Origin of the sequence: Ferrimonas balearica DSM 9799 (genome assembly GCF_000148645.1) — a bacterium.
GTDB lineage: Bacteria > Pseudomonadota > Gammaproteobacteria > Enterobacterales > Shewanellaceae > Ferrimonas > Ferrimonas balearica.
This window is the reverse complement of record NC_014541.1, coordinates 3,867,286-3,886,787: the sequence shown is the minus strand read 5'-3', so window position 1 is coordinate 3,886,787 and position 19,502 is coordinate 3,867,286. Positions and strand designations below refer to the sequence as shown.

The window sequence follows — 19,502 nt, the reverse complement described above, 5'->3', positions numbered from 1 at the left end:
ACCCCCGGCCGGGAAAGCCCCCGCCAGGGGCAGGGATGCCACTATAACCTGAACTGATCGCCCAAGTACACGGAGCGAACCAGCTTGTTCTCAAGCACTTCTTGCGGGGCGCCACGGGCGATCATTTCGCCGTGACTGACAATGTAAGCGTACTCACAAACATCGAGAGTTTCCCGCACGTTATGGTCGGTAATCAAGACACCGAGGCCCCGATCCTTCAGTTGTTGGATGATCTTCTTGATGTCGATCACTGAGATGGGATCCACCCCGGCAAAAGGTTCATCCAACAAGATGAACTTGGGATCCGCCGCCAGTGCGCGGGCGATCTCAACCCGACGTCGCTCGCCGCCAGACAGGCTCATGCCGAGGCTGTCGCGGATGTGGGTGATATTGAACTCCTCGAGCAGCTGTTCCAGCTTCTCTTCGCGCTGGGCTTTGGTCAGCTCCTTGCGGATCTGCAGCACCGCCATCAGGTTGTCGTAAACCGACAGCTTGCGGAAGATGGAGGATTCCTGCGGCAGGTAGCCGATGCCCTGACGGGCGCGGCTGTGCATCGGCAGGGCGGTGATGTCCCGATCGTCGATGGTGATTTGGCCCTTATCGTTCTGCACCAGGCCTACCACCATGTAGAAGGTGGTGGTTTTGCCGGCGCCGTTGGGGCCAAGCAAACCAACGATCTGGCCGGTACGCACCTCAAGACCGACGCTTTTCACCACCTGGCGACCGTTGTAGCTCTTGGCCAGCTGATCGGCCTTGAGAATGGAGTCGGTCATGGCTTCGGCTCCGCCTCGGGCTCAGGCTTAGGCTCGGTCTCGGACTGGTTTTCAGTGTCCAGGTCGGCCGGCAGGAAGATGGTGGTGATCTGCTCATCCTCTTTGCCTTCGGCGATCAGCTGTTGTTTCTCAACGTTGTAGCTGATGGTGTTGCCGCGCATCAGGCTGCCAGCCTGGCTCAGCTGAGCGTCACCGCTGAGGGTCAGTTGACGGGTCCGCACTTCGTAACGGATCTCTTTGGCCTGCGCTTCGGCCGGCAGACCATTCTCCATCATCTGGGTGTAGGTCGCCGGTTTGCCGGTGGCGATCATCACTTCATTGCCCTTTTCGGCACTGGAGATCACCTTCAGTTCGTCCGCCTTGATCTCCATCGAGCCCTGTACGATGCGTACGTTGCCGGAGTAGATCAGGGTGTAGCTCTGGATATCGGCGCTGGAGTTATCGGAAGTCACCTTGATCGGCTGGCGATAATCGTCGTCCAGGGCCAGTGCCGGTGCGCTCAGGAGGGCGCCGGTCATCAGCAGGGCCAGGAATTTACGGCACTTCATAAGAGGCGCTTACCTTACTGTTAAGTTTAAATTGGTTCAGATTGAGGTCGGCCCACAGGCCGGTGCCACGCACTTCAAAGGACTCGCCCAGAGCGCGGATCGGATCTTCGGTGGTCAGCACCATGGTTTCCAGATCCAGCTGCAGCGATTCAGTACGGATGGTGCGCAGCGGTTCATTGGGCTCAATGGCGGTAATGATAACATCGTTTTCCAGTGCCACGTGGCGGGTGCCATTGAGGTGGCCCTGGTGAGCCTGCACTTTCCACACCGCTTCGCTGTCCTGCGGGTAGATCAGGTACACCGGCTCGGTGAACTCAGTGCGCCCCTCCTCCTGGAAGTGACGCATGCTGTCGGCGGCAATCTGCGCCGCCAGGCGACCGTTTTCGTCGTAGCTGCGGGTACGCAGTGCCCGGGCGACAAAGTCCGGTTCTGACTCCGCCAGTTGTTGCGGCGTCTGGTCCTCAATCTGCAGGTTGCGCCAATACAGCGCCCCGGCCGCTGAAAGCAGCAGCAGACCGGCCAGCAGTTCGCGCTTCATACCGACATCCCTTTGGCCTGGGCCAGTTTGCCCTGCGCCTGCAGCAGCAGGTCGCAAAGCTCACGCACGGCACCAAAGCCGCCGCGGATGCGGGTGCGGAAATGGGCGTGGGGCAGCAGCGCCGGGTGGGCGTCTTCCACCGCCACTGCCAGACCCACCTGCTTCATCACGGCCAGATCGACCAGGTCATCGCCGATGTAGGCACACTGTTCGTGCTCCAGCCCCAACTGGGCGCGCAGCTGGTCGTAAACCGCCACTTTGTCATCGCAGCCCTGGTGAATGTGGGCCACCCCCAGTGCGCTCATGCGGCGTTGGACGATGGCGGACTGGCGTCCGGTGATCACCGCGACCTCGATGCCAGCATGCTGCACCGCTTTCACGCCAAAACCGTCGCGGGTGTGGAATGCCTTAAGCTCTTCGCCGTCGTTACCCAGGTAGATGCGGCCATCAGAGAACACGCCATCGACGTCGCAGATCAGCAGCCGCACCTTGGTGGCGCGCTCGATCACCTGCTCGTCAACCGGGCCATACAGAGTATCAATCATCACAGTACTCCCGCTTTGAGCATGTCCATGGTGTTGAGGGCCCCCTGCGGACGGCCCTCCTCATCCACCACCACCAAGCCGTTGATCTTGCGCTCTTCCATCAGTTTAAGCGCTTCGGCGGCCAGCATCGGGCCGGAGATGGTCACCGGGTTGCGGGTCATCACACTGCCGATGGGGGTGGCGTGAATGTCCACGCGGGCGTCCAGCACTCTGCGCAGGTCGCCGTCCGTGAACAGGCCGCTCATGCGGCCCTGGTCGTCGACCACCGCGGTCATGCCCAGGCCTTTGGCGGAGATCTCCAGCAGTGCCTCAGACACGGTGACCTGCTCGGTCACCAGCGGCAGGAGTTCACCGGCGTGCATCAGGTCGGTGACCCGCAGCAGCAGTTTGCGGCCCAGCGCACCGCCCGGGTGGGACAGGGCAAAGTCATCGGCAGTAAAGCCCTTGGCCTGCAGCAGTACTACTGCCAGGGCATCGCCCATCACCAGAGTGGCGGTGGTGGAGGAGGTGGGGGCCAGGCCCAGCGGGCAGGCTTCCTCGTCCACGGCAATGCAAAGGTGGTGCTGCGCCACTTTGGCCAGGCTGGATTCCGGTTTGCCGGTCATGGCGATCACCGGCACACCCAGGCGCCGGATCACCGGCATCAGGGTCATGATTTCACCCGCTTCTCCGGAGTTGGAGATGGCGATCACCACATCCTCCCGGGACAGCATGCCCAGGTCACCATGGCTGGCTTCACCCGGGTGCATAAAGAACGCGGGGGTGCCGGTACTGGCCAGGGTGGCGGCAATCTTGTTGCCGATATGGCCGGATTTGCCCATGCCCATCACCACCACTTTGCCCTGACAGGCCAGGATGGTGTGGCAGGCGGCGACAAAGGCATCGTCGATAAAGCGGTTCAGTCCGTCGATGGCGGCCTTTTCAACCTCGATAACGCGGCGGCCCCATTGGCGAAACTGCGAAGCGTTCGGCATCTTTACTCCCGTATCAGCCTGCTTGGGTAAACAGGATGACCTGATAAGCGATAAAACAGATAAGCAATAAGCCACCCTCGATCCGGCCGATCGTGCGGCTGCGTTTGAGCCAGAGTAGCAGCAGCGGTGCCAGGCTGGTACCCAGCATCACGTAGAAGTCACGGCCTGCAGCCAGCTCGTTGATCGGGCCGCCGGCAATCAGTGCCGGCAGGGCCAGCACCGCGAGAATATTGAAGAGGTTAGAGCCCACCACGTTGCCGATGGCGAGGTCATCCTCGTTCTTGAGCACGCCGGCGATGCAGGCGGCCAGCTCGGGCAGACTGGTGCCAACGGCGATGATGGTCAGGCCGATGACCAGGTCGGAAAGCCCGAACCACTTGGCGATATAGACCGCGCCATCCACCATCAGGTTCGATGCCACCGGCAGCAGCGCCATGCCGACCAGCAGCCACAGCACCGCTTTGCCCATCGGCACGTCGTCCGGCACTTCCGCTTCGGATTCCGCCACCATCGGGTCGGTCACGTTGTCGCGGTTGCGCCAGGCGGACCAGGTCAGGCCGCTGATCACCAGGATGAAGGCACCCATCAGGATCACGCCGTCGCTGAAGTCGAGCATCAGGTCATGCATCAGGTAACCGGCCAGCACGGTACCGGCCAACATCAGCGGCATCTCTTTCATCAGGGTAGAGCTGCCCACCACCATCGGACGCAGCAGCGCCGTGGCACCCAGGATCAGGGTGATGTTGGTGATGTTGGAGCCCACCACGTTACCGACAGCGGTATCCAGGTAGCCGCCCAGCGCTGCGGTGGTAGCGACCATGGCTTCCGGGGCAGATGAGCCCATGGAGACGATGGTCAGGCCGATGATCAGCGGAGGGAGGCCCAGGTTGCGGGCCAGTGCCGCGGCACCGTAAACGAAGCGATCTGCGCTCCACACCAGCAGCAGCAAGCCGCCCAGTAGCATCAACAGGTTCAGTAGCATGGTGATCAGGGGTGAAAAATAATCCGCGCATTGTCCCCCGAAGCGCCGGAAAAGAAAAGAGCAGCAGATTGTTAAGCGGTTGTTCCCGCCGTAGAATGAACCCCTTGTCTGGCGAGCTACTGGAGTGCCACGGGCGTGATGCCCGAAGTCATTATGGAGATTCCATCGCAACACGATCAGGCTCTGGTCAGCGTGGAAGGCCTGACCTTCTACCGGGGCCAGCGAGCCATCTTTCGCGACCTGTCGCTGACCATCCCCAAAGGCAAAGTCACCGCCATTATGGGCCCCAGCGGCATCGGCAAAACCACCCTTCTGAAACTGATCGGCGCCCAGCTGACGCCGGAGCGCGGCCAGGTCATGTTTGATGGCCAGAACCTGCACGCTTTGTCGCGCAAGGGGCTGTACCAGGCCCGCCGCCGCATCAGCATGCTGTTCCAGTCCGGTGCCCTGTTTACCGATATGTCGGTGTTCGACAATGTGGCTTTCCCCCTGCGCGAGCACACCAAGCTGGCGGAGCCGCTGATCCGGCGCATGGTATTGATGAAGCTGGAAGCGGTGGGGTTGCGCGGGGCCGCGTCCCTGATGCCGTCGGAGCTGTCCGGTGGCATGCAGCGTCGGGCCGCCCTGGCCCGTGCCATTGCGCTGGAGCCGGAGCTGATCCTGTATGACGAGCCTTTTGCCGGTCAGGACCCCATCTCCATGGGGGTGCTGGTCAAGCTGATCCGGGAGCTGGGCAGCGCCCTTAACCTGACCTCCGTTGTGGTGTCCCACGACGTTGATGAGGTGATGAGCATCGCCGACCAGGTTTACGTGATCGCCGATGGTCAGGTGATTGGTGCGGGCACGCCGGAGACGATCCGTCAGCTGGATACCCCGCAACTGCGCCAGTTTCTGGATGGCGCGCCGGATGGCCCGGTGCGTTTCCACCACCCGGCCGAGGCCTACCTTGAGGAGCTACTGACGCGATGATGCTGGAACGAATTCGCCGCCTCGGCAGCGGAGCATTAAAGTGGGTTGCCGGGCTGGGCCGGGCAGGCCTGATGCTGGTGGGCGCCCTGGTGCGTCGGCCCCAGCCGGGCAAGATGTTGCCGTTGCTGATCAAGCAGCTGTATCAGGTGGGCGTGCTGTCGATGGTGATCATCCTGGTCTCCGGCCTGTTTATCGGCATGGTGCTGGGGCTGCAGGGCTACATCATCCTGGTGGACTTTGGCACAGAGGAGAGTCTGGGCCCCATGGTGGCGCTGTCGCTGCTGCGGGAGCTGGGCCCGGTGGTTACGGCGCTGCTGTTTGCTGGCCGGGCCGGATCGGCGCTGACCGCGGAGATTGGCCTGATGAAGGCCACCGAGCAGCTGGCCAGTATGGAGATGATGGCGGTTGACCCGCTGCAACGGGTGATCGCACCGCGTTTTTGGGCCGGAGTGATCTCAATGCCGTTGTTGGCGTTAATGTTTACCACCATCGGTATCTGGGGCGGCCATCTGGTTGGTGTGGAGTGGAAGGGGATCGATCCCGGCGCCTTCTGGTCCATTCTTACCGCCAGTGTGGAGTGGCAGAAGGACATCCTTAACTGCTTGATCAAATCCGTGGTGTTCGCCTTTGTGGTGACCTGGATTGCCCTGTTTAAAGGTTACGATGCGGTACCCACGGCAGAGGGTATCAGCCGCGCCACCACGGAAACTGTGGTGCACGCGTCCCTGGCCGTTCTGGCCCTGGACTTTGTCCTGACTGCCGTAATGTTTGGGAAATGACCATGACGAGAAAGATTGAACTGGCGGTTGGCGCCTTTCTGTTGGCGGGTTTGGCCGCCTTCCTGGTACTGATTTTTAAAGTGGCCGACATCGACCCCCGCGGTAACGGCGCCACCTATACCCTGACTGCGCATTTCGACAATATCGGCGGTCTGAAGGTACGTTCACCGGTGAAAGTGGGCGGTGTGGTGGTGGGCCGGGTGTCCGGCATTGCGCTGGATCCGGAGCTGCTGACCCCGGTGGTCAGCCTGGCGATGGACGCCCGCTACGATCAGTTTCCGGAAACCAGCAGCCTGTCTATCCTCACCTCAGGGTTGCTGGGTGAACAGTACATTGGTTTGTCGCCAGGCTTTATGGATGAGGACATCAGCCTGTTGGGGGATGGGGATCTGATTGAAGATACCCGCAGCGCCATGGTGTTGGAGGACCTGATTGGCCAGTTCCTCTACAGCGTGGGCGACGATAAGTAAGGAGAACAGCATGTTGAAGCAGTGGTTATGCGGACTTCTGATGGTACTGGCGTTGCCGGTGATGGCGGACGACAGCATTGGTCAGGATCCGTACCAGGTGGTGCAGGTCGTGGCGCAGCGCTCATTTGACCGCTTCGCCGCCGATCAGGCGTTGATTGCCGCCGACCTGGATCATCTCAAAGTGATCGTCGAAGAGGAGATGATGCCCTACGTCGATTACAAGTACGCGGCGTACAAGGTGATGGGCCCGACGCTAAAGAAAACCACCCCGGAGCAACGGGAGAGGTTCACGGAGGAGTTCCGTCGGTATATGATCGCCACCTTTGCCCAGGCGTTCACCGAATATCGGGACCAGACCGTCGAGTTTGATCCGGCCAAGCCGTTTGAGGGTCGCAATATCGTGACCGTCGGCATGACCGTTATTGACGGCAACCGGCCGCCGATTTCAGTCCAGTTCAAAGCCCGTCGCAACAAGAAGACGGGGGAGTGGAAAGCGTTTGACCTGGTGGCCGAGGGCGTCAGCCTGCTGGCCTCCAAGGAGCAGGAGATTGGCGGTTTGATCCGTCGCAACGGCATCGATGCGGTGATCGATATGCTGGCAGAGAAGAACAACGCCCACCTGGTGGATGACAAAGAGGCGGCGTCGTGAGCGCCACCTTTCGCCGGGAGGAGCAGGCCCTGGTGGTCAGTGGTGACCTGAACCAGGCCAGTGTGCCCGGTCTCTGGCCGCTGTCGCCGGAGTGGCTGGTGGCGCCGCTGGTGCGGCTTGAACTGGCCGGGCTGAATAGCATCGACAGTGCCGGTTTGGCACTGCTGCTTGAGCTGGAAGCGGCGGCCCAACAACAGGGCCAGGCGCTCAGTTGGCAGGATTGTCCTGATGACCTGCGCCAGCTGATGCAATTGTATGATTTGGAACTGGTCGAGGGCCGCCTGAGCGGCGCCTAGGCCATAGCGAGGAGTCAAGCGTGGAACCGAAAGAGATCGAAGCCCGCCTGCAGGCGGCGATGACACTGGCCGAAGTGCGGGTCACCGCAGATGGCAGCCATTACACCATTTTGGCGGTGGGTGACTGTTTCGATGGCCTGACCAAGGTGCGTCGCCAGCAGTCCGTTTACGCCCCGCTGATGGATAAAGTGACGGACGGAACCCTGCACGCCTTGACCATCAAGGCCTTTACGCCAGCGGAGTGGCAGCGCGAGAAAATTTTCAACGGCTGAGCCCGCGGAGCATTAGTGGATAAATTACAAGTTCGGGCCGCCGGCCCACTGGCCGGAGAGATCACCATCTCCGGTGCCAAAAACGCGGCACTGCCGATCCTGATGGCCGCCATTCTGGCTGAAGACGAGATGCGCATCGGCAACGTTCCGGCGCTGCGTGACGTCAACACCACCATCGCCCTGCTGCGCCAGCTCGGCGCCACCGTAAGCGACCTGAACGATTCGGCTCTGACCATCAATCCGGCCACCATCGACAACTATGTTGCCCCCTACGACCTGGTGAAAACCATGCGCGCCTCCATTATGGCGCTGGGTCCGCTGGTGGCTAAGTACGGTGAAGCCGATGTGTCACTGCCTGGCGGCTGCGCCATTGGTGCGCGTCCGGTGAACCTGCACATTCAGGGCCTGCAAGCGATGGGCGCTGAAGTGGTGGTGGAAGAGGGGTACGTTAAAGCCCGGGTCGACGGCCGTCTCAAAGGCGCCACCATCCTGATGGATGTGGTGTCCGTGACCGGCACCGAGAACCTGATGATGGCCGCAGCCCTGGCTGACGGCATCACCGTGATCGAGAACGCCGCGCGGGAACCGGAAGTGGTCGACCTGGCCAACTGCCTGAACGCCATGGGCGCCAAGATCACCGGTGCCGGTACCGACACCGTGCGCATCGAAGGGGTGGAGCGCCTGTCCGGCATCCACTACGACGTGATGCCGGATCGCATCGAAGCTGGCACCTATCTGGTGGCGGCGGCGGCGACCCGCGGCAAAGTGATCTGCCGTAAAGCGGCCCCGGAAACCATGGAGCCGGTGCTGCTGAAGCTGGAAGAAGCGGGCGCTGTGATTGAGCGCGGTGACGACTGGATCAGCCTCGATATGGAAGGCCGCCGAGCCAAGCCGGTCTCCATCAAGACCGCGCCGCACCCGGCGTTTCCCACCGACATGCAGGCCCAGTTCTGCACCCTGAACGCGCTGGCGGATGGCACCGGTCACGTGACCGAAACCATCTTTGAAAACCGCTTTATGCACGTGCCGGAGTTGCAACGTATGGGCGCGCAGATGGAGCTGGAAGGCAACACCTGCATCATCACCGGTAAAGACGGTCTGCAGGGCGCCCAAGTGATGGCGACCGACCTGCGCGCGTCCGCCTGCCTGGTGATTGCGGGTCTGGTGGCGGAAGGCACCACCGTGGTGGACCGCATCTACCACCTGGACCGTGGCTACGAGCACATTGAGCACAAACTGGCGGCGCTGGGCGCCGATGTGGTGCGCATCAAGGCCGAGCGCTGAGCGTTCAAAGCCGACAAAAAACGCCCCCAATCGGGGGCGTTTTTTTATGTCTTAGGTTGATGTTCAGCGGGCCAGCCAGGGCTCGATGGCGGACCAGAGCGGTGTATCCGGGCCGCTGGTGTCGCAGCGCTCAGGCAAGCGGGCCAGCAGCGGCAGGCTGAGCGGGGCAAGGAAACGCTCCAGCAGGTCGGTGTCGGCGTTGCCGCCGACCCGGTTGGCGATGATTCCAAGTTTGGGGCGCCGGGCCCGGTAGCGCGGGTGCAGCAGCAGGTTGGGCAGGAAACGCCCGAGCGCGCGGACGTCCATCGGACTGACCTGAGTCGGCATCAGAATGGCGTCGGCATAGTCCAACAGGCGATTGAGCAGCAGCGGGTCGAGGTTGGCCGGAGAGTCCATCACTACGTGGCTGCTGAGTGCGGGAATGCGCAGTCGCATTGACTCCAGCCGCTCACGCCGGGGGTCATCGTTCACGGCCCAGAATTCGCCCTGCTCTTCGGCCCAGTCGAGGCTGGAGCCCTGAGGGTCAAAATCCACCAGAGCGGGTTGATGCCCGGCTTTGGCCAACTGTCTCAGCAGGTGGGTGGTGATGGTGGATTTGCCGACGCCGCCCTTGTTGTTAAGCACCAACAGACGGGGGCCGGTAAACGCGCTGAGGCTGACCAGCGGCAGCGCCTTTGGGCTCGATTCAGTGGCAATAACGTGGGCAAGCATGGCCGGGCTCCTTCAGGGGTTCCTGAAGGAGCAGGGCGACCTGGCGCCGGCGGTTCTGTAATCAGCGCCGCTGTGGGGTGGGGGCGGAGGGTTTCTCGCCGATGGTGACCGGCACGCTGTAGTAACTGCCGCGACGCACCAGAGTGAGGTTAACCTCGGTGCCCGGCGGGGTTTCGGCGATGCTGTCCATCAGCATGTCGGCGCCGGTGATGGTTTCCCCGTTAAAGGCCACCAGCACATCGTTGGGGCGCAGGCCCGCCCGGGCGGCGGGGCCGTGGGGGTCCACTTCCGTGGTGAGCACGCCAATCGGCTGCGGCAGGCGCAGCAGTCGGGCGGTGGTCTGGTCCACTGCTTGCCCGGTCAGACCCAGGTGACCGCGGATCACCCGGCCATCCTTGATCAGCTTATTCATGATTTTGTACGCCAGCTCAATGGGGATGGCGAAGTTCAGGCCCACGCCCGCATCGCCCAGCCACTGGTAGTTGGCGGTGTTGACCCCAACCAGTACGCCATCCGCATCGACCAGGGCGCCACCGGAGTTGCCCTGGTTGATGGCCGCATCGGTCTGGATAAAGTCCTGATAGCTGGAGGAGAGGCCGTTACGGCCGGTGGCACTGATGATGCCCTGGGTGATGGTCTGGCCCAGGTTATAGGGGTTGCCGATGGCCAGCACCATATCACCCACCTGCGCCTTGCGGTTGGCGTCGAGTGGGATGGTGGGCAGGTTGTCGAGGCCGATCTGCAATACCGCCAGGTCGGTCCAGGGGTCGGAGCCGATCATCTCGGCATTGGCCCAGCGGCCATCCTGCAGCGCCACATAGATCTGGTCGGCGGAACTGACCACGTGGTAGTTGGTCAGCACCACCCCGTCACTGCGCATAATGATGCCGCTGCCAAGGCCCTGGGGGGTCAGCTCGGCGCCGGCGCCGTCGCGGGTCTGGCGCTGTGAGTAAACATTCACTACTGCTGGAGCCGCAGCTCTTACCGCATGGGCAAAGGTTGTACGCTCCACCTGGCTGGCGGGGCCACCCAGGCGCGGTAACTGCTCGCGCAGGCCGGGGGTCAGCAGCACGATGATGGCTGCCAGGGCCAGGCCAGCCAGCACGGGTTTAAGCAGATATCGCAATAACGCAGTGAATGTCATGGGAAAGGTTCCGGTGGTACGAGCCTAAAAGGCTACCGTGAGGCTGGCGGAGGGACAAGCAAAAGCGGGCGCGTCAATGACGCGCCCGCTGGGTGGCGGTGTGGACGGTTAGCGCAGAATGACCTGGCGGGCGACCCCATCGCGGAGGATGGTGGCAGCAAACACGCCCTGGTAGTCCTCGAACAGTTCACGCAGTTGGCCCAGATCGCGCACGTTGGTGCGGCCACGGTTGAGCAGGTTCACCTGAACGATAACATCGCCTTCGGCCAAGCCCTGGGCCGCTGCCGGTGAGCGTTCAGCCACTTCGCTGATCACCACGCCACGCACGCCATCTTCGTCGTAGCTGGACAGCTTGGCGCCTTCCAGAGCCGGGTGAATCACGCTGGCCTGGACGTTTTCGCCCGGGGCTTCGTTGAGGGTCACCTTGAAGGTTTTCTCATCGCCATCGCGGATCACGCCCAGTTTCACGGTGGCGCCGGCGCCTTTGGTGGCGACCTTGGCGCGCAGCTCCTGGAAGGTTTTGATCTTCTTACCATCGACGCTGACGATGATGTCGCCGGCTTTGAGGCCCGCAGCATCCGCTGCAGAGTCCGGGAACACCTGGCTGACGTAGGCGCCGTGGGTGGTTTCCATGCCGAACAGCTTGGCGGTTTCGCTGGTCAGTTCACCGCCGAGGATGCCGAGGATGCCGCGACGCACTTCACCAAACTCGATGATCTGGGCGGTCAGGCTCTGCACCATGTTGACCGGAATGGCGAAACCGATGCCAACGTTACCGCCGCTGGGGGCGATGATGGCGGTGTTGATGCCGATCAGCTCACCTTTGAGGTTCACCAGGGCACCGCCGGAGTTGCCGCTGTTGATGGCCGCGTCGGTCTGGATAAAGTTTTCCAGGTTTTCACCATTGCCCAGGCCGGAACGGCCCAGCGCACTGACGATACCGGAAGTGACGGTTTGGCCCAGGCCAAAGGGGTTGCCGATGGCCACGGTGAAATCGCCGACCCGCAGGGTGTCGGAATCGGCCAGTTTCACGGCGGTCAGCTCGTCCGGTTCGATCTCCAGTACCGCCACGTCGGTGGCCGGATCGGAACCAATCAGCTTGGCCTCAAATTCACGACCGTCACTGAGGTTCACCAGGATCTTGTCGGCGTTGTCGATAACGTGGTGGTTGGTGATGACGTAGCCCTTATCGGCATCGATGATGACGCCGGAGCCCAGGCCGCGGAAGGGGCGGGCCTGTTCACGTTCACGGCCGAAGAAGTGGCGGAACGGCTCGGGAATGGCCTGGCGGGCAACCTGAGTGCCCTCCACAGAAACCGAGACCACGGCCGGGGAAACCGTCTCAATCATCGGCGCCAGGCTGGGCATCTCCTGGCCATTAACGGCGTTAGGCCACGCGGCCTGAGCGGGAAGCGAGACGGCGGTCATGCCCACGCTCAGCAGCGCAGCAGACACCAGGGTCATGGTTTTTTTCATGCTGAATCAATCTCCTGACATCAATGTCGAATAACAGTAACCTTTGCGACCCTGAGCAGGGGCGGAAAGTTCCCTGCACGATCAGCCGTTGGCGATGCGATCCTTGGCACCGATGATGCCGTGGGAGCCCTGAACGTAGTCCTTCGGCGGGATCTCTTCCAGGCCTTCCAGCTGCGGCTGGTTCAGGCTCAGCGGCATCACCTGGCCATCGCCAAGCATCCCCTGAGCGGAGTCGTTCCAGAAACGGTTGGCTTTATCCAGGCTCTGGCCCAGTTGCACCATCATCTCGCGGGACTGTTCAAAGTAGTCGGCCACTTCCTGGCGTTGCTGGTCCAGATCGAAACGGGCTTGTTCCAGTTCGCGACGCAGGTGCTGGTTATCATCGCCTTTGCCCTTCATGCGCCAATGCAGCAGGTAGCCTAAGCCCATCCCTGCGAAAAACAGCAAAATGCCAAATGCCCAGTTCATAGCCACTCCTTCTTACCTCATCTTTATTACCGCTTGCGCGCGCGGGTGCGCCTGCTGAGTATGGCGTCAATATACCTCGACCCCTGGTGACATGATACACTGCGCCGCCGTGCAAACAGGTCTAAGCATTAAAATTCATGGATGGTATGAGTGCGACCCCGATGGCGCGTTACCGCGCCGATTTGAGCCGTGATGACTTCCAGTATGACGCGGCACAGGAGCAAGCGGTAACCCACCTGCAGCGCCTTTTTGACGACTTAATGGCGCGTCAGCAACAGCGCCCGAGCCTGGGCCAGAAGCTGCAGGCGTTGCTGGGCAAATCCGTGGCCCCCAGTCCGGTTCAGGGTCTCTATTTCTGGGGTGGAGTGGGCCGGGGTAAAACCTACCTGGTGGATACCTTCTTTGAGTGCCTGCCACTGAAGCGCAAGATGCGCATCCACTTCCACCGCTTTATGCACCGGGTTCACGCCGAGCTGAACCAGCTTAAAGGGCAGGTAAACCCGCTGGAAAAGGTTGCCGATACCCTGGCCGACGAAGCCGAGGTGATCTGCTTCGACGAGTTTTTTGTCTCCGACATCACCGACGCCATGCTGCTGGGTGGCCTGTTTGAGCTGCTGTTTGCCCGTGGCGTGGTGTTGGTGGCCACCTCCAACATCCCGCCGGACGAGCTGTACCGCAATGGTTTGCAGCGCGCCCGTTTCCTGCCGGCCATTGCCCTTATCAATGCCCACTGTGATGTGGTGAATGTGGACAGCGGCATCGATTACCGTCTTCGTACCCTACAGCAAGCCGAAATCTACCATCATCCGCTGGACCAGCAGGCTCAGCAGAATCTCGAGCGCTATTTTGGCCAGTTGGCGCCGGAACCGGGCCAGGTGGGGGGCGATATCGAGATTCTGGGGCGCCCGATTGCGGTGCAACGCCATGCCGATGGGGTGGTTCTGCTGGATTTTCTGGCGTTATGTGACGGACCGCGCAGTCAAAGCGATTACATGGAGCTGGCACGCCTGTACCATACCGTCCTCCTCAGCGGGGTCACCCAGATGGGGGCGCAATCCACTGGTGATGATGTGGCCCGCCGCTTCATTGCCATGGTTGACGAGTTTTATGAGCGGGGAGTGAAGCTCATCCTCTCCGCTGACGTGGCAATGTCCGATCTGTATACCGATGGTTTGGTCAGCTTTGAGTTCAAACGCTGCCTGAGCCGGTTAACCGAAATGCAGAGCCACGACTACCTGGCCCGGCCACACCTGCCCTGAATATCGACGGAAAGCGAGCAAAAAATCAGGTGATTTTTGCATCGCCCTGCTCTATAATTCGCGCCCTGCCCACGTTACAGGTGATCGTTTGGTCACCAAAACCAAGGTCTTGACGCGTTCGAAGGGACGGGTGGGAGGCCAGGAGAGGTCGCACTGTCGGCCCCGACAGGGCGCTTTTGTAACAGCTAATTTGGGTTTTTAGTCTCATGAAAACTTTTACTGCTAAGCCAGAGTCCGTACAACGCGACTGGTTTATCATCGATGCCGAGGGCAAGACCCTGGGTCGCCTGGCTACCGAAGTAGCTCGCCGTCTGCGCGGCAAGCACAAGCCTGAGTACACTCCTCACGTTGATACCGGTGACTACATCGTGATCATCAACGCCGAGAAAGTAACCGTGACCGGTAACAAGGCTGCTGCCAAGATGTACTACCGTCACTCCGGTTACCCGGGTGGTATCAAAGAAATCAACTTCTCCGATCTGCAGGCTCGTAAGCCTGAGATGATCATCGAGAAAGCGGTTAAGGGCATGCTGCCGAAAGGTCCTCTGGGTCGCGCCATGTTCCGTAAGCTGAAAGTGTACGCTGGTGCCGAGCACAAGCACGCTGCACAGCAGCCTCAGGTTCTGGATATCTAAGGGGATATAGGCAATGACTCAATACTACGGTACCGGCCGCCGCAAAACCTCTACTGCTCGTGTTTTCATCAAGCAGGGTAGCGGCAACATCACTGTAAACAAGCGTTCTCTGGAGCAATTCTTCGGCCGCGAAACTGCCCGTATGGTAGTTCGTCAGCCGCTGGAGCTGGTTGAGATGCTGGACAAGCTGGACATCTACGTAACCGTAACTGGCGGTGGTATCACCGGTCAGTCCGGTGCCATCCGTCACGGTATCACCCGTGCTCTGATGCAGTACGATGAGTCCCTGCGTCCGACTCTGCGTGAAGCTGGCTTTGTTACTCGTGATGCCCGTGAGGTTGAGCGTAAGAAAGTTGGTCTGCGCAAAGCACGTCGTCGTCCTCAGTTCTCCAAGCGTTAATTCGCTGGAACTTTGGTTCGATACGGAAAACCCGGCCGAAAGGTCGGGTTTTTCTTTATGTTCTGTGGCTTTTCTGAGCCTTACCGTTCGATAAATTTCTTCATTTCCCCCTCCTGAGTCTCCCTCACTCCCCATGCTGCCGTGATTTGGTTCAATCTCATTGCGAAAGTATGACCTGTGTCTGGTTTTTCTATATAATGGCCCCGCTTCCAAACCGCTATGCTGCGCAAAATGGCGGTTTTGGTTAAAAAGCCACCAAATTAATCTAAAAAGCAGAACCCCTACGGGAGATAAGTGGATGAGCAATGCGCCTGTCGATACTGGACGTCGCAGATTCCTGACCGTTGCCACGGCTGTGGTTGGCGGAGCTGGCGCTGCTGCTGTTGCGGTTCCCTTCATTAAGTCTTGGAACCCGAGCGCTAAGGCAAAAGCCGCTGGCGCACCAGTAGAAGTAAACATCAGCAAACTGGAACCAGGCCAAATGTTGCGCGTCGAGTGGCGCGGCAAGCCGGTTTGGATTGTACGTCGCACCGATAAAGTTCTGGCCAACCTGGACACGCTGGCCGATCAGTTGCGGGATCCCGCCTCTGACGAGCCTCAGCAGCCGGAGTACGCCAAAAATCCGTACCGTTCCATCAAGGACGAGTACTTCATCGCCGTTGGCCTCTGTACCCACCTCGGTTGTTCCCCGACTTACCTGCCTAAGTCGTTTGAACAGCAGGTGGAAGGGGTCGAGTCCGGTTTCTTCTGCCCCTGCCACGGCTCCAAGTTCGATATGGCTGGCCGGGTATTCGCCGGTGTTCCGGCCCCGCTGAACCTGGTGATTCCGCCGCATACCTATGTGGACGATGCCACCGTGCTGATCGGCGTTGACGAGGGAGCGGCTTAATCATGAAAAAGCTTGTCGATTGGATTGACGCCCGGATCCCGATGACGGCGACCTACAACAAGCATGTGGGTCAGTATCCGGCACCGAAAAACTTCAACTTCTGGTACTTCTTTGGCTCCCTGGCCATGCTGGTACTGGTGAACCAGATCCTGACCGGTATCTGGCTGACCATGAACTACGTACCCAGCGCGGAAGGGGCCTTTGCCTCCATCGAATACATCATGCGTGATGTGGAGTACGGTTGGTTGCTGCGTTACATGCACTCCACCGGTGCCTCCGCGTTCTTCGTGGTGATCTACCTGCACATGTTCCGCGGCCTGATCTACGGCTCCTACCAGAAGCCCCGTGAGCTGCTGTGGATCTTCGGTATGCTGATCTTCCTGGTGCTGATGGCCGAAGCCTTTATGGGCTACCTGCTGCCGTGGGGCCAGATGTCCTACTGGGGCGCCCAGGTGATCATCTCGCTGTTTGGTGCCATTCCGGTGATTGGTGACGACCTGACCCTGTGGATCCGTGGTGACTACGTGGTGTCCGGTGCAACCCTGAACCGCTTCTTCGCCCTGCACGTTATCGCGTTGCCGCTGGTGCTGGTGGTGCTGGTGTTCCTGCACATCATCGCCCTGCACGAAGTGGGTTCCAACAACCCGGACGGCATCGAAGTGAAGAAGAACAAAGGCCCGGATGGCTGGCCGCTGGATGCGATTCCGTTCCACCCCTACTACACCGTTAAGGACATCGTAGGCGTGGCTGGCTTCCTGATCCTGTTCTGCTACGTGATCTTCTTTATGCCGGAAGGCGGTGGTTACTTCCTTGAGCCGCCGAACTTCGAAGCCGCTAACCCGCTGAAGACCCCTGAGCACATCGCTCCGGTATGGTACTTCACCCCGTTCTACGCCATTCTGCGTGCGGTTCCGGACAAGCTGCTGGGTGTGGTTGCCATGGGCGCCGCCATCGCTGTGCTGTTCGTTCTGCCCTGGCTGGACCGTTGTAAGGTGAAGTCGATCCGCTACCGCAGTGGCATCCACAAGCTGAACATTGCCCAGTTCGTGGTCTGCTTTATTGCCCTGGGTATCCTCGGTGCCCTGCCGGCGACCCCGCTGTACACACTGCTGGCGCGGATCTTCTCGGTAGGTTACTTCGGCTTCTTTGCCCTGCTGTTCCTCTACAGCAAGAACGAGAAATGCAAACCGGTTCCGGAAAGGGTGACAGGCTAATGAAGAAGTTCATCATCGCAATCATTGCCGCCCTGCCGGCACTGAGCTACGCCGCTGGCGGTAACAACGAGCACGTGGTTCCGGCCAACATCGATCTGGCTGACCAGGCTTCCCTGCAGCGCGGTGCCGTGGCCTTTATGGAGAACTGCTCCGGCTGTCACAGCACCCAGTATCAGCGCTACGAGCGTGTTGCCGATGACATCGGCTTCACCAAGGAGCAGATGCGCGAACTGATCTACACCGACGCCAAGATCGGTGACCTGATGGTCAGCGCCATCCCGCAGGCGGATGCTGAGAAGTGGTTTGGTGCGGCGCCGCCGGACCTGACCATGGTGGCCCGCGTGCGCGGTTCCGACTGGGTCTACTCCTACCTGAAAGCGTTCTACGTTGATCCGGACCGTCCGTTCGGCGTGAATAACCTGGTGTTCCCGTCCGTGGGTATGCCCCACGTTCTGGAAACCTACCAGGGTAAACCGGTTCTGCAGGAAGACGGCACTGTGGTCGCTTCCGGCGGTACCATGAACGCGGAAGAGTATGACCAACTGGTGCTGGATATCACCAACTTCCTGACTTACTCCGCCGAACCGGTTCGTCTTGAACGTGAGCGGATGGGTAAATGGGTGCTGGGATTCCTGGCAGTGTTCTTCGTGCTGGCCTACCTGCTTAAGCGGGAGTACTGGCGGGATGTACACTAATCGCCGATAAAAGGTTACAATCTGTCCTTTGCGCAACTGGGGGCCCTGTGCCCCCCGTTGCTGTTTCTGCTATCTGAACTTTTTCGGAGGGTATCAATGGCTGTCGCTGCCAACAAACGCTCTGTCATGGCCCTGTATTCCGGTGCCAGCGATCTCTACAGCCACCAGGTTCGTATCGTTCTGGCCGAGAAGGGTGTAGGGGTTGAAGTGATCCAAGTGGATCCGGACCAACTGCCGCAGGATCTGGCTGAGCTGAACCCGTACAACAGCGTACCCACTCTGGTGGATCGGGAACTGGTGCTTTACAACGCACGCATCATTATGGAGTACCTTGATGAGCGTTTCCCTCACCCGCCGCTGATGCCCGTTTATCCGGTTTCCCGTGGCCAAAGCCGTCTGATGATGCATCGCATCCAGCACGACTGGTACACCCTGGCCGAACGCATTCAGAACAACGACGGTGTCACCGCAGCCCGTAAAGAGCTGGCTGAAAGCATCCTGGCCCTGGGCCCGGTATTTGCTGAAGCGCCGTACTTTATGAGCGAAGAGTTCACCCTGGTGGATTGCTACCTGGCGCCGCTGTTCTGGCGTCTGCCGTCCCTGGGTATCGAACTGACCGGTCGTGGCAGCGCCGAAGTGAAGGGTTACATGACCCGTCTGTTCGAGCGTGAGTCTTTCAAGGCTTCTCTGACCGAAGCTGAGCGCGAGATGCGCATCGGCGTATGAGCAAAGTGTTGAGCCCCAGCCGGCCGTACCTGCTGCGGGCCTTCTACGAATGGTTGCTGGACAACGACCTGACTCCCCATCTGGTGGTGGAGGCAGAGATGCCCGGTGTCCAGGTACCCCGGCAGTTTGTTGAGGATGGCCAGATCGTCCTCAATATCGCCCCCCATGCGGTGGGCAATCTGCAGATGGGCAACGAGGAAGTGACCTTCAACGCTCGCTTTGGCGGCCAGCCTCATGCCCTGCGCGTGCCGATGTATGCGGTGGCGGCCATCTACGCCCGTGAAAACGGCGCAGGTACCGTCTTCCAGCCGGAAGCTGCGTACGAGCAGGCCGAAGGCGTGCCGAATGAAGCCGATATTCCGGTGGCTGACGAGCCGGTGGCTGAGCGTCCCAAGGGACGTCCGACCCTGAAAGTGATTAAGTGAGTCACCACCAATTGATTAAGCGACCCCATGGGGTCGCTTTTTTTGTGCCCGCGATATACAAGGTCAGAAATATAATCCGCGGGTGAATGCATTAGGTTGTTAATGAAGTCTAATATCAACCAACCAATATTTACTTCCAACCTTTAATACTCTTATTGTTTTATCGCTATCGAAAAGATGAGCCATCTGCATTAAAAGTCTTCCCTCTTCACTTTATCTTCATCTTTTCCCCATTTTCTCTCACTCTCTTACACACGCCCTATATGGGCTGCCTTGCGGGGGCCGCATGGCGACGATGCGTTCTGGCTAATTCGTGTCACGGTGATGCAGATTGCATTCGGCAAAAGGATTTTAATCGGGCTGTTGATATTACTGTTGGCT

25 protein-coding genes are annotated in these 19,502 nt (G+C 60.1%); 15 read left to right on the top strand and 10 right to left on the bottom strand.

Annotation, left to right across the window (positions count from 1 at the left end):
- Nucleotides 1-41: 41 nt before the first annotated feature.
- Genes lptB through FBAL_RS17580 form a run of 6 tightly spaced genes read right to left on the bottom strand, consistent with a single transcriptional unit; the run spans nt 42 to nt 4,360 of the window.
- Nucleotides 42-773, bottom strand: a complete 732-nt coding sequence (gene lptB, locus FBAL_RS17605) for an LPS export ABC transporter ATP-binding protein (protein ID WP_013346945.1) — start codon at nt 771-773, stop codon at nt 42-44.
- The gene (lptA, locus tag FBAL_RS17600) at nt 770-1,321 is read right to left on the bottom strand and encodes a lipopolysaccharide transport periplasmic protein LptA (RefSeq protein WP_013346944.1); all 552 of its coding nucleotides are present in this window, start codon (nt 1,319-1,321) and stop codon (nt 770-772) included. The genes lptB and lptA overlap by 4 nt, the downstream gene beginning before the upstream one ends.
- Nucleotides 1,308-1,859, bottom strand: a complete 552-nt coding sequence (gene lptC, locus FBAL_RS17595; RefSeq protein ID WP_013346943.1) for an LPS export ABC transporter periplasmic protein LptC — start codon at nt 1,857-1,859, stop codon at nt 1,308-1,310. Before lptC ends, lptA begins: the two co-directional genes overlap by 14 nt.
- Nucleotides 1,856-2,404: a 3-deoxy-manno-octulosonate-8-phosphatase KdsC gene (gene kdsC, locus FBAL_RS17590; RefSeq protein WP_013346942.1), complete on the bottom strand. Its 549-nt coding sequence runs from the start codon at nt 2,402-2,404 to the stop codon at nt 1,856-1,858. The genes lptC and kdsC overlap by 4 nt, the downstream gene beginning before the upstream one ends.
- Complete coding sequence (locus FBAL_RS17585) at nt 2,404-3,378, bottom strand: KpsF/GutQ family sugar-phosphate isomerase (RefSeq protein ID WP_013346941.1); 975 nt, start codon at nt 3,376-3,378, stop codon at nt 2,404-2,406. Before FBAL_RS17585 ends, kdsC begins: the two co-directional genes overlap by 1 nt.
- A 13-nt stretch (nt 3,379-3,391) precedes the next feature.
- On the bottom strand, nt 3,392-4,360 hold the full coding sequence (locus FBAL_RS17580) for a calcium/sodium antiporter (protein ID WP_013346940.1): 969 nt from the start codon (nt 4,358-4,360) through the stop codon (nt 3,392-3,394).
- A 138-nt stretch (nt 4,361-4,498) separates the two neighbouring features.
- On the opposite strand from FBAL_RS17580, the gene FBAL_RS17575 reads away from it, so the two are divergent.
- The 7 genes from FBAL_RS17575 to murA are packed head-to-tail and all read left to right on the top strand — an operon-like array spanning nt 4,499 to nt 9,079.
- Nucleotides 4,499-5,329, top strand: a complete 831-nt coding sequence (locus tag FBAL_RS17575) for an ATP-binding cassette domain-containing protein (protein WP_049779582.1) — start codon at nt 4,499-4,501, stop codon at nt 5,327-5,329.
- On the top strand, nt 5,326-6,108 hold the full coding sequence (gene mlaE, locus FBAL_RS17570; RefSeq protein WP_013346938.1) for a lipid asymmetry maintenance ABC transporter permease subunit MlaE: 783 nt from the start codon (nt 5,326-5,328) through the stop codon (nt 6,106-6,108). Before FBAL_RS17575 ends, mlaE begins: the two co-directional genes overlap by 4 nt.
- Nucleotides 6,109-6,110: 2 nt before the next feature.
- The gene (mlaD, locus tag FBAL_RS17565) at nt 6,111-6,578 is read left to right on the top strand and encodes an outer membrane lipid asymmetry maintenance protein MlaD (RefSeq protein WP_013346937.1); all 468 of its coding nucleotides are present in this window, start codon (nt 6,111-6,113) and stop codon (nt 6,576-6,578) included.
- 10 nt (nt 6,579-6,588) lie between these two features.
- Nucleotides 6,589-7,227, top strand: coding sequence for an MlaC/ttg2D family ABC transporter substrate-binding protein (locus FBAL_RS17560; protein ID WP_013346936.1), 639 nt, complete (start codon nt 6,589-6,591; stop codon nt 7,225-7,227).
- The gene (locus FBAL_RS17555) at nt 7,224-7,523 is read left to right on the top strand and encodes an STAS domain-containing protein (protein WP_013346935.1); all 300 of its coding nucleotides are present in this window, start codon (nt 7,224-7,226) and stop codon (nt 7,521-7,523) included. The genes FBAL_RS17560 and FBAL_RS17555 overlap by 4 nt, the downstream gene beginning before the upstream one ends.
- Nucleotides 7,524-7,543: 20 nt before the next feature.
- Complete coding sequence (locus tag FBAL_RS17550) at nt 7,544-7,795, top strand: BolA family protein (RefSeq protein ID WP_013346934.1); 252 nt, start codon at nt 7,544-7,546, stop codon at nt 7,793-7,795.
- A gap of 15 nt (nt 7,796-7,810) precedes the next feature.
- Nucleotides 7,811-9,079, top strand: coding sequence for a UDP-N-acetylglucosamine 1-carboxyvinyltransferase (gene murA / locus FBAL_RS17545; RefSeq protein WP_013346933.1), 1,269 nt, complete (start codon nt 7,811-7,813; stop codon nt 9,077-9,079).
- Nucleotides 9,080-9,142: 63 nt separating this feature from the next.
- Here murA and FBAL_RS17540 read toward each other — a convergent pair whose 3' ends face one another.
- From FBAL_RS17540 to FBAL_RS17525, 4 genes are all read right to left on the bottom strand, one after another.
- Nucleotides 9,143-9,790 carry a ParA family protein gene (locus FBAL_RS17540; RefSeq protein WP_013346932.1) on the bottom strand — a complete coding sequence of 216 codons (648 nt, stop codon included), beginning with the start codon at nt 9,788-9,790 and terminating at the stop codon, nt 9,143-9,145.
- Between the two features lie 61 nt (nt 9,791-9,851).
- Entirely contained in the window at nt 9,852-10,934 is a 1,083-nt protein-coding gene (gene degS / locus FBAL_RS17535; protein ID WP_013346931.1) for an outer membrane-stress sensor serine endopeptidase DegS, read from the bottom strand.
- A gap of 108 nt (nt 10,935-11,042) precedes the next feature.
- A complete protein-coding gene (locus tag FBAL_RS17530; RefSeq protein WP_013346930.1) occupies nt 11,043-12,410 on the bottom strand; it encodes a DegQ family serine endoprotease in 1,368 nt (455 codons plus the stop codon).
- Nucleotides 12,411-12,491: 81 nt separating this feature from the next.
- On the bottom strand, nt 12,492-12,878 hold the full coding sequence (locus tag FBAL_RS17525) for a Z-ring associated ZapG family protein (RefSeq protein ID WP_013346929.1): 387 nt from the start codon (nt 12,876-12,878) through the stop codon (nt 12,492-12,494).
- A 146-nt stretch (nt 12,879-13,024) separates the two neighbouring features.
- Between FBAL_RS17525 and zapE the strand changes: the two genes are divergently transcribed.
- The 8 genes from zapE (at nt 13,025) to sspB (ending at nt 19,121) form a co-directional block, all read left to right on the top strand.
- On the top strand, nt 13,025-14,137 hold the full coding sequence (zapE, locus tag FBAL_RS17520; RefSeq protein ID WP_041251358.1) for a cell division protein ZapE: 1,113 nt from the start codon (nt 13,025-13,027) through the stop codon (nt 14,135-14,137).
- Between the two features lie 206 nt (nt 14,138-14,343).
- The gene (rplM, locus tag FBAL_RS17515; protein ID WP_013346927.1) at nt 14,344-14,772 is read left to right on the top strand and encodes a 50S ribosomal protein L13; all 429 of its coding nucleotides are present in this window, start codon (nt 14,344-14,346) and stop codon (nt 14,770-14,772) included.
- A 13-nt stretch (nt 14,773-14,785) separates the two neighbouring features.
- Nucleotides 14,786-15,172: a 30S ribosomal protein S9 gene (rpsI, locus tag FBAL_RS17510; protein WP_013346926.1), complete on the top strand. Its 387-nt coding sequence runs from the start codon at nt 14,786-14,788 to the stop codon at nt 15,170-15,172.
- 298 nt (nt 15,173-15,470) lie between these two features.
- Nucleotides 15,471-16,061 (top strand): ubiquinol-cytochrome c reductase iron-sulfur subunit, encoded by a 591-nt coding sequence (petA, locus tag FBAL_RS17505; protein WP_013346925.1) that lies wholly within the window; start codon nt 15,471-15,473, stop codon nt 16,059-16,061.
- Nucleotides 16,062-16,063: 2 nt separating this feature from the next.
- Nucleotides 16,064-17,275 (top strand): cytochrome b, encoded by a 1,212-nt coding sequence (locus FBAL_RS17500; protein ID WP_013346924.1) that lies wholly within the window; start codon nt 16,064-16,066, stop codon nt 17,273-17,275.
- Nucleotides 17,275-17,970 carry a cytochrome c1 gene (locus FBAL_RS17495; RefSeq protein ID WP_013346923.1) on the top strand — a complete coding sequence of 232 codons (696 nt, stop codon included), beginning with the start codon at nt 17,275-17,277 and terminating at the stop codon, nt 17,968-17,970. Before FBAL_RS17500 ends, FBAL_RS17495 begins: the two co-directional genes overlap by 1 nt.
- A gap of 96 nt (nt 17,971-18,066) precedes the next feature.
- Entirely contained in the window at nt 18,067-18,696 is a 630-nt protein-coding gene (sspA, locus tag FBAL_RS17490) for a stringent starvation protein SspA (RefSeq protein WP_013346922.1), read from the top strand.
- On the top strand, nt 18,693-19,121 hold the full coding sequence (sspB, locus tag FBAL_RS17485; RefSeq protein ID WP_013346921.1) for a ClpXP protease specificity-enhancing factor: 429 nt from the start codon (nt 18,693-18,695) through the stop codon (nt 19,119-19,121). The genes sspA and sspB overlap by 4 nt, the downstream gene beginning before the upstream one ends.
- Nucleotides 19,122-19,502 lie beyond the last annotated feature (381 nt).

Excerpts from the sequence above, each read along its gene's own strand:
- lptB (WP_013346945.1), bottom strand. The coding sequence starts at position 773 with ATGACCGACTCCATTCTCAAGGCCGATCAGCTGGCCAAGAGCTACAAC.
- lptA (WP_013346944.1), bottom strand. The coding sequence starts at position 1,321 with ATGAAGTGCCGTAAATTCCTGGCCCTGCTGATGACCGGCGCCCTCCTG.
- lptC (WP_013346943.1), bottom strand. The coding sequence starts at position 1,859 with ATGAAGCGCGAACTGCTGGCCGGTCTGCTGCTGCTTTCAGCGGCCGGG.
- kdsC (WP_013346942.1), bottom strand. The coding sequence starts at position 2,404 with ATGATTGATACTCTGTATGGCCCGGTTGACGAGCAGGTGATCGAGCGC.
- FBAL_RS17585 (WP_013346941.1), bottom strand. The coding sequence starts at position 3,378 with ATGCCGAACGCTTCGCAGTTTCGCCAATGGGGCCGCCGCGTTATCGAG.
- FBAL_RS17580 (WP_013346940.1), bottom strand. The coding sequence starts at position 4,360 with ATGCTACTGAACCTGTTGATGCTACTGGGCGGCTTGCTGCTGCTGGTG.
- FBAL_RS17575 (WP_049779582.1), top strand. The coding sequence starts at position 4,499 with ATGCCCGAAGTCATTATGGAGATTCCATCGCAACACGATCAGGCTCTG.
- mlaE (WP_013346938.1), top strand. The coding sequence starts at position 5,326 with ATGATGCTGGAACGAATTCGCCGCCTCGGCAGCGGAGCATTAAAGTGG.
- mlaD (WP_013346937.1), top strand. The coding sequence starts at position 6,111 with ATGACGAGAAAGATTGAACTGGCGGTTGGCGCCTTTCTGTTGGCGGGT.
- FBAL_RS17560 (WP_013346936.1), top strand. The coding sequence starts at position 6,589 with ATGTTGAAGCAGTGGTTATGCGGACTTCTGATGGTACTGGCGTTGCCG.
- FBAL_RS17540 (WP_013346932.1), bottom strand. The coding sequence starts at position 9,790 with ATGCTTGCCCACGTTATTGCCACTGAATCGAGCCCAAAGGCGCTGCCG.
- degS (WP_013346931.1), bottom strand. The coding sequence starts at position 10,934 with ATGACATTCACTGCGTTATTGCGATATCTGCTTAAACCCGTGCTGGCT.
- FBAL_RS17530 (WP_013346930.1), bottom strand. The coding sequence starts at position 12,410 with ATGAAAAAAACCATGACCCTGGTGTCTGCTGCGCTGCTGAGCGTGGGC.
- FBAL_RS17525 (WP_013346929.1), bottom strand. The coding sequence starts at position 12,878 with ATGAACTGGGCATTTGGCATTTTGCTGTTTTTCGCAGGGATGGGCTTA.
- zapE (WP_041251358.1), top strand. The coding sequence starts at position 13,025 with ATGAGTGCGACCCCGATGGCGCGTTACCGCGCCGATTTGAGCCGTGAT.
- rplM (WP_013346927.1), top strand. The coding sequence starts at position 14,344 with ATGAAAACTTTTACTGCTAAGCCAGAGTCCGTACAACGCGACTGGTTT.
- rpsI (WP_013346926.1), top strand. The coding sequence starts at position 14,786 with ATGACTCAATACTACGGTACCGGCCGCCGCAAAACCTCTACTGCTCGT.
- petA (WP_013346925.1), top strand. The coding sequence starts at position 15,471 with ATGAGCAATGCGCCTGTCGATACTGGACGTCGCAGATTCCTGACCGTT.
- FBAL_RS17500 (WP_013346924.1), top strand. The coding sequence starts at position 16,064 with ATGAAAAAGCTTGTCGATTGGATTGACGCCCGGATCCCGATGACGGCG.
- FBAL_RS17495 (WP_013346923.1), top strand. The coding sequence starts at position 17,275 with ATGAAGAAGTTCATCATCGCAATCATTGCCGCCCTGCCGGCACTGAGC.
- sspA (WP_013346922.1), top strand. The coding sequence starts at position 18,067 with ATGGCTGTCGCTGCCAACAAACGCTCTGTCATGGCCCTGTATTCCGGT.
- sspB (WP_013346921.1), top strand. The coding sequence starts at position 18,693 with ATGAGCAAAGTGTTGAGCCCCAGCCGGCCGTACCTGCTGCGGGCCTTC.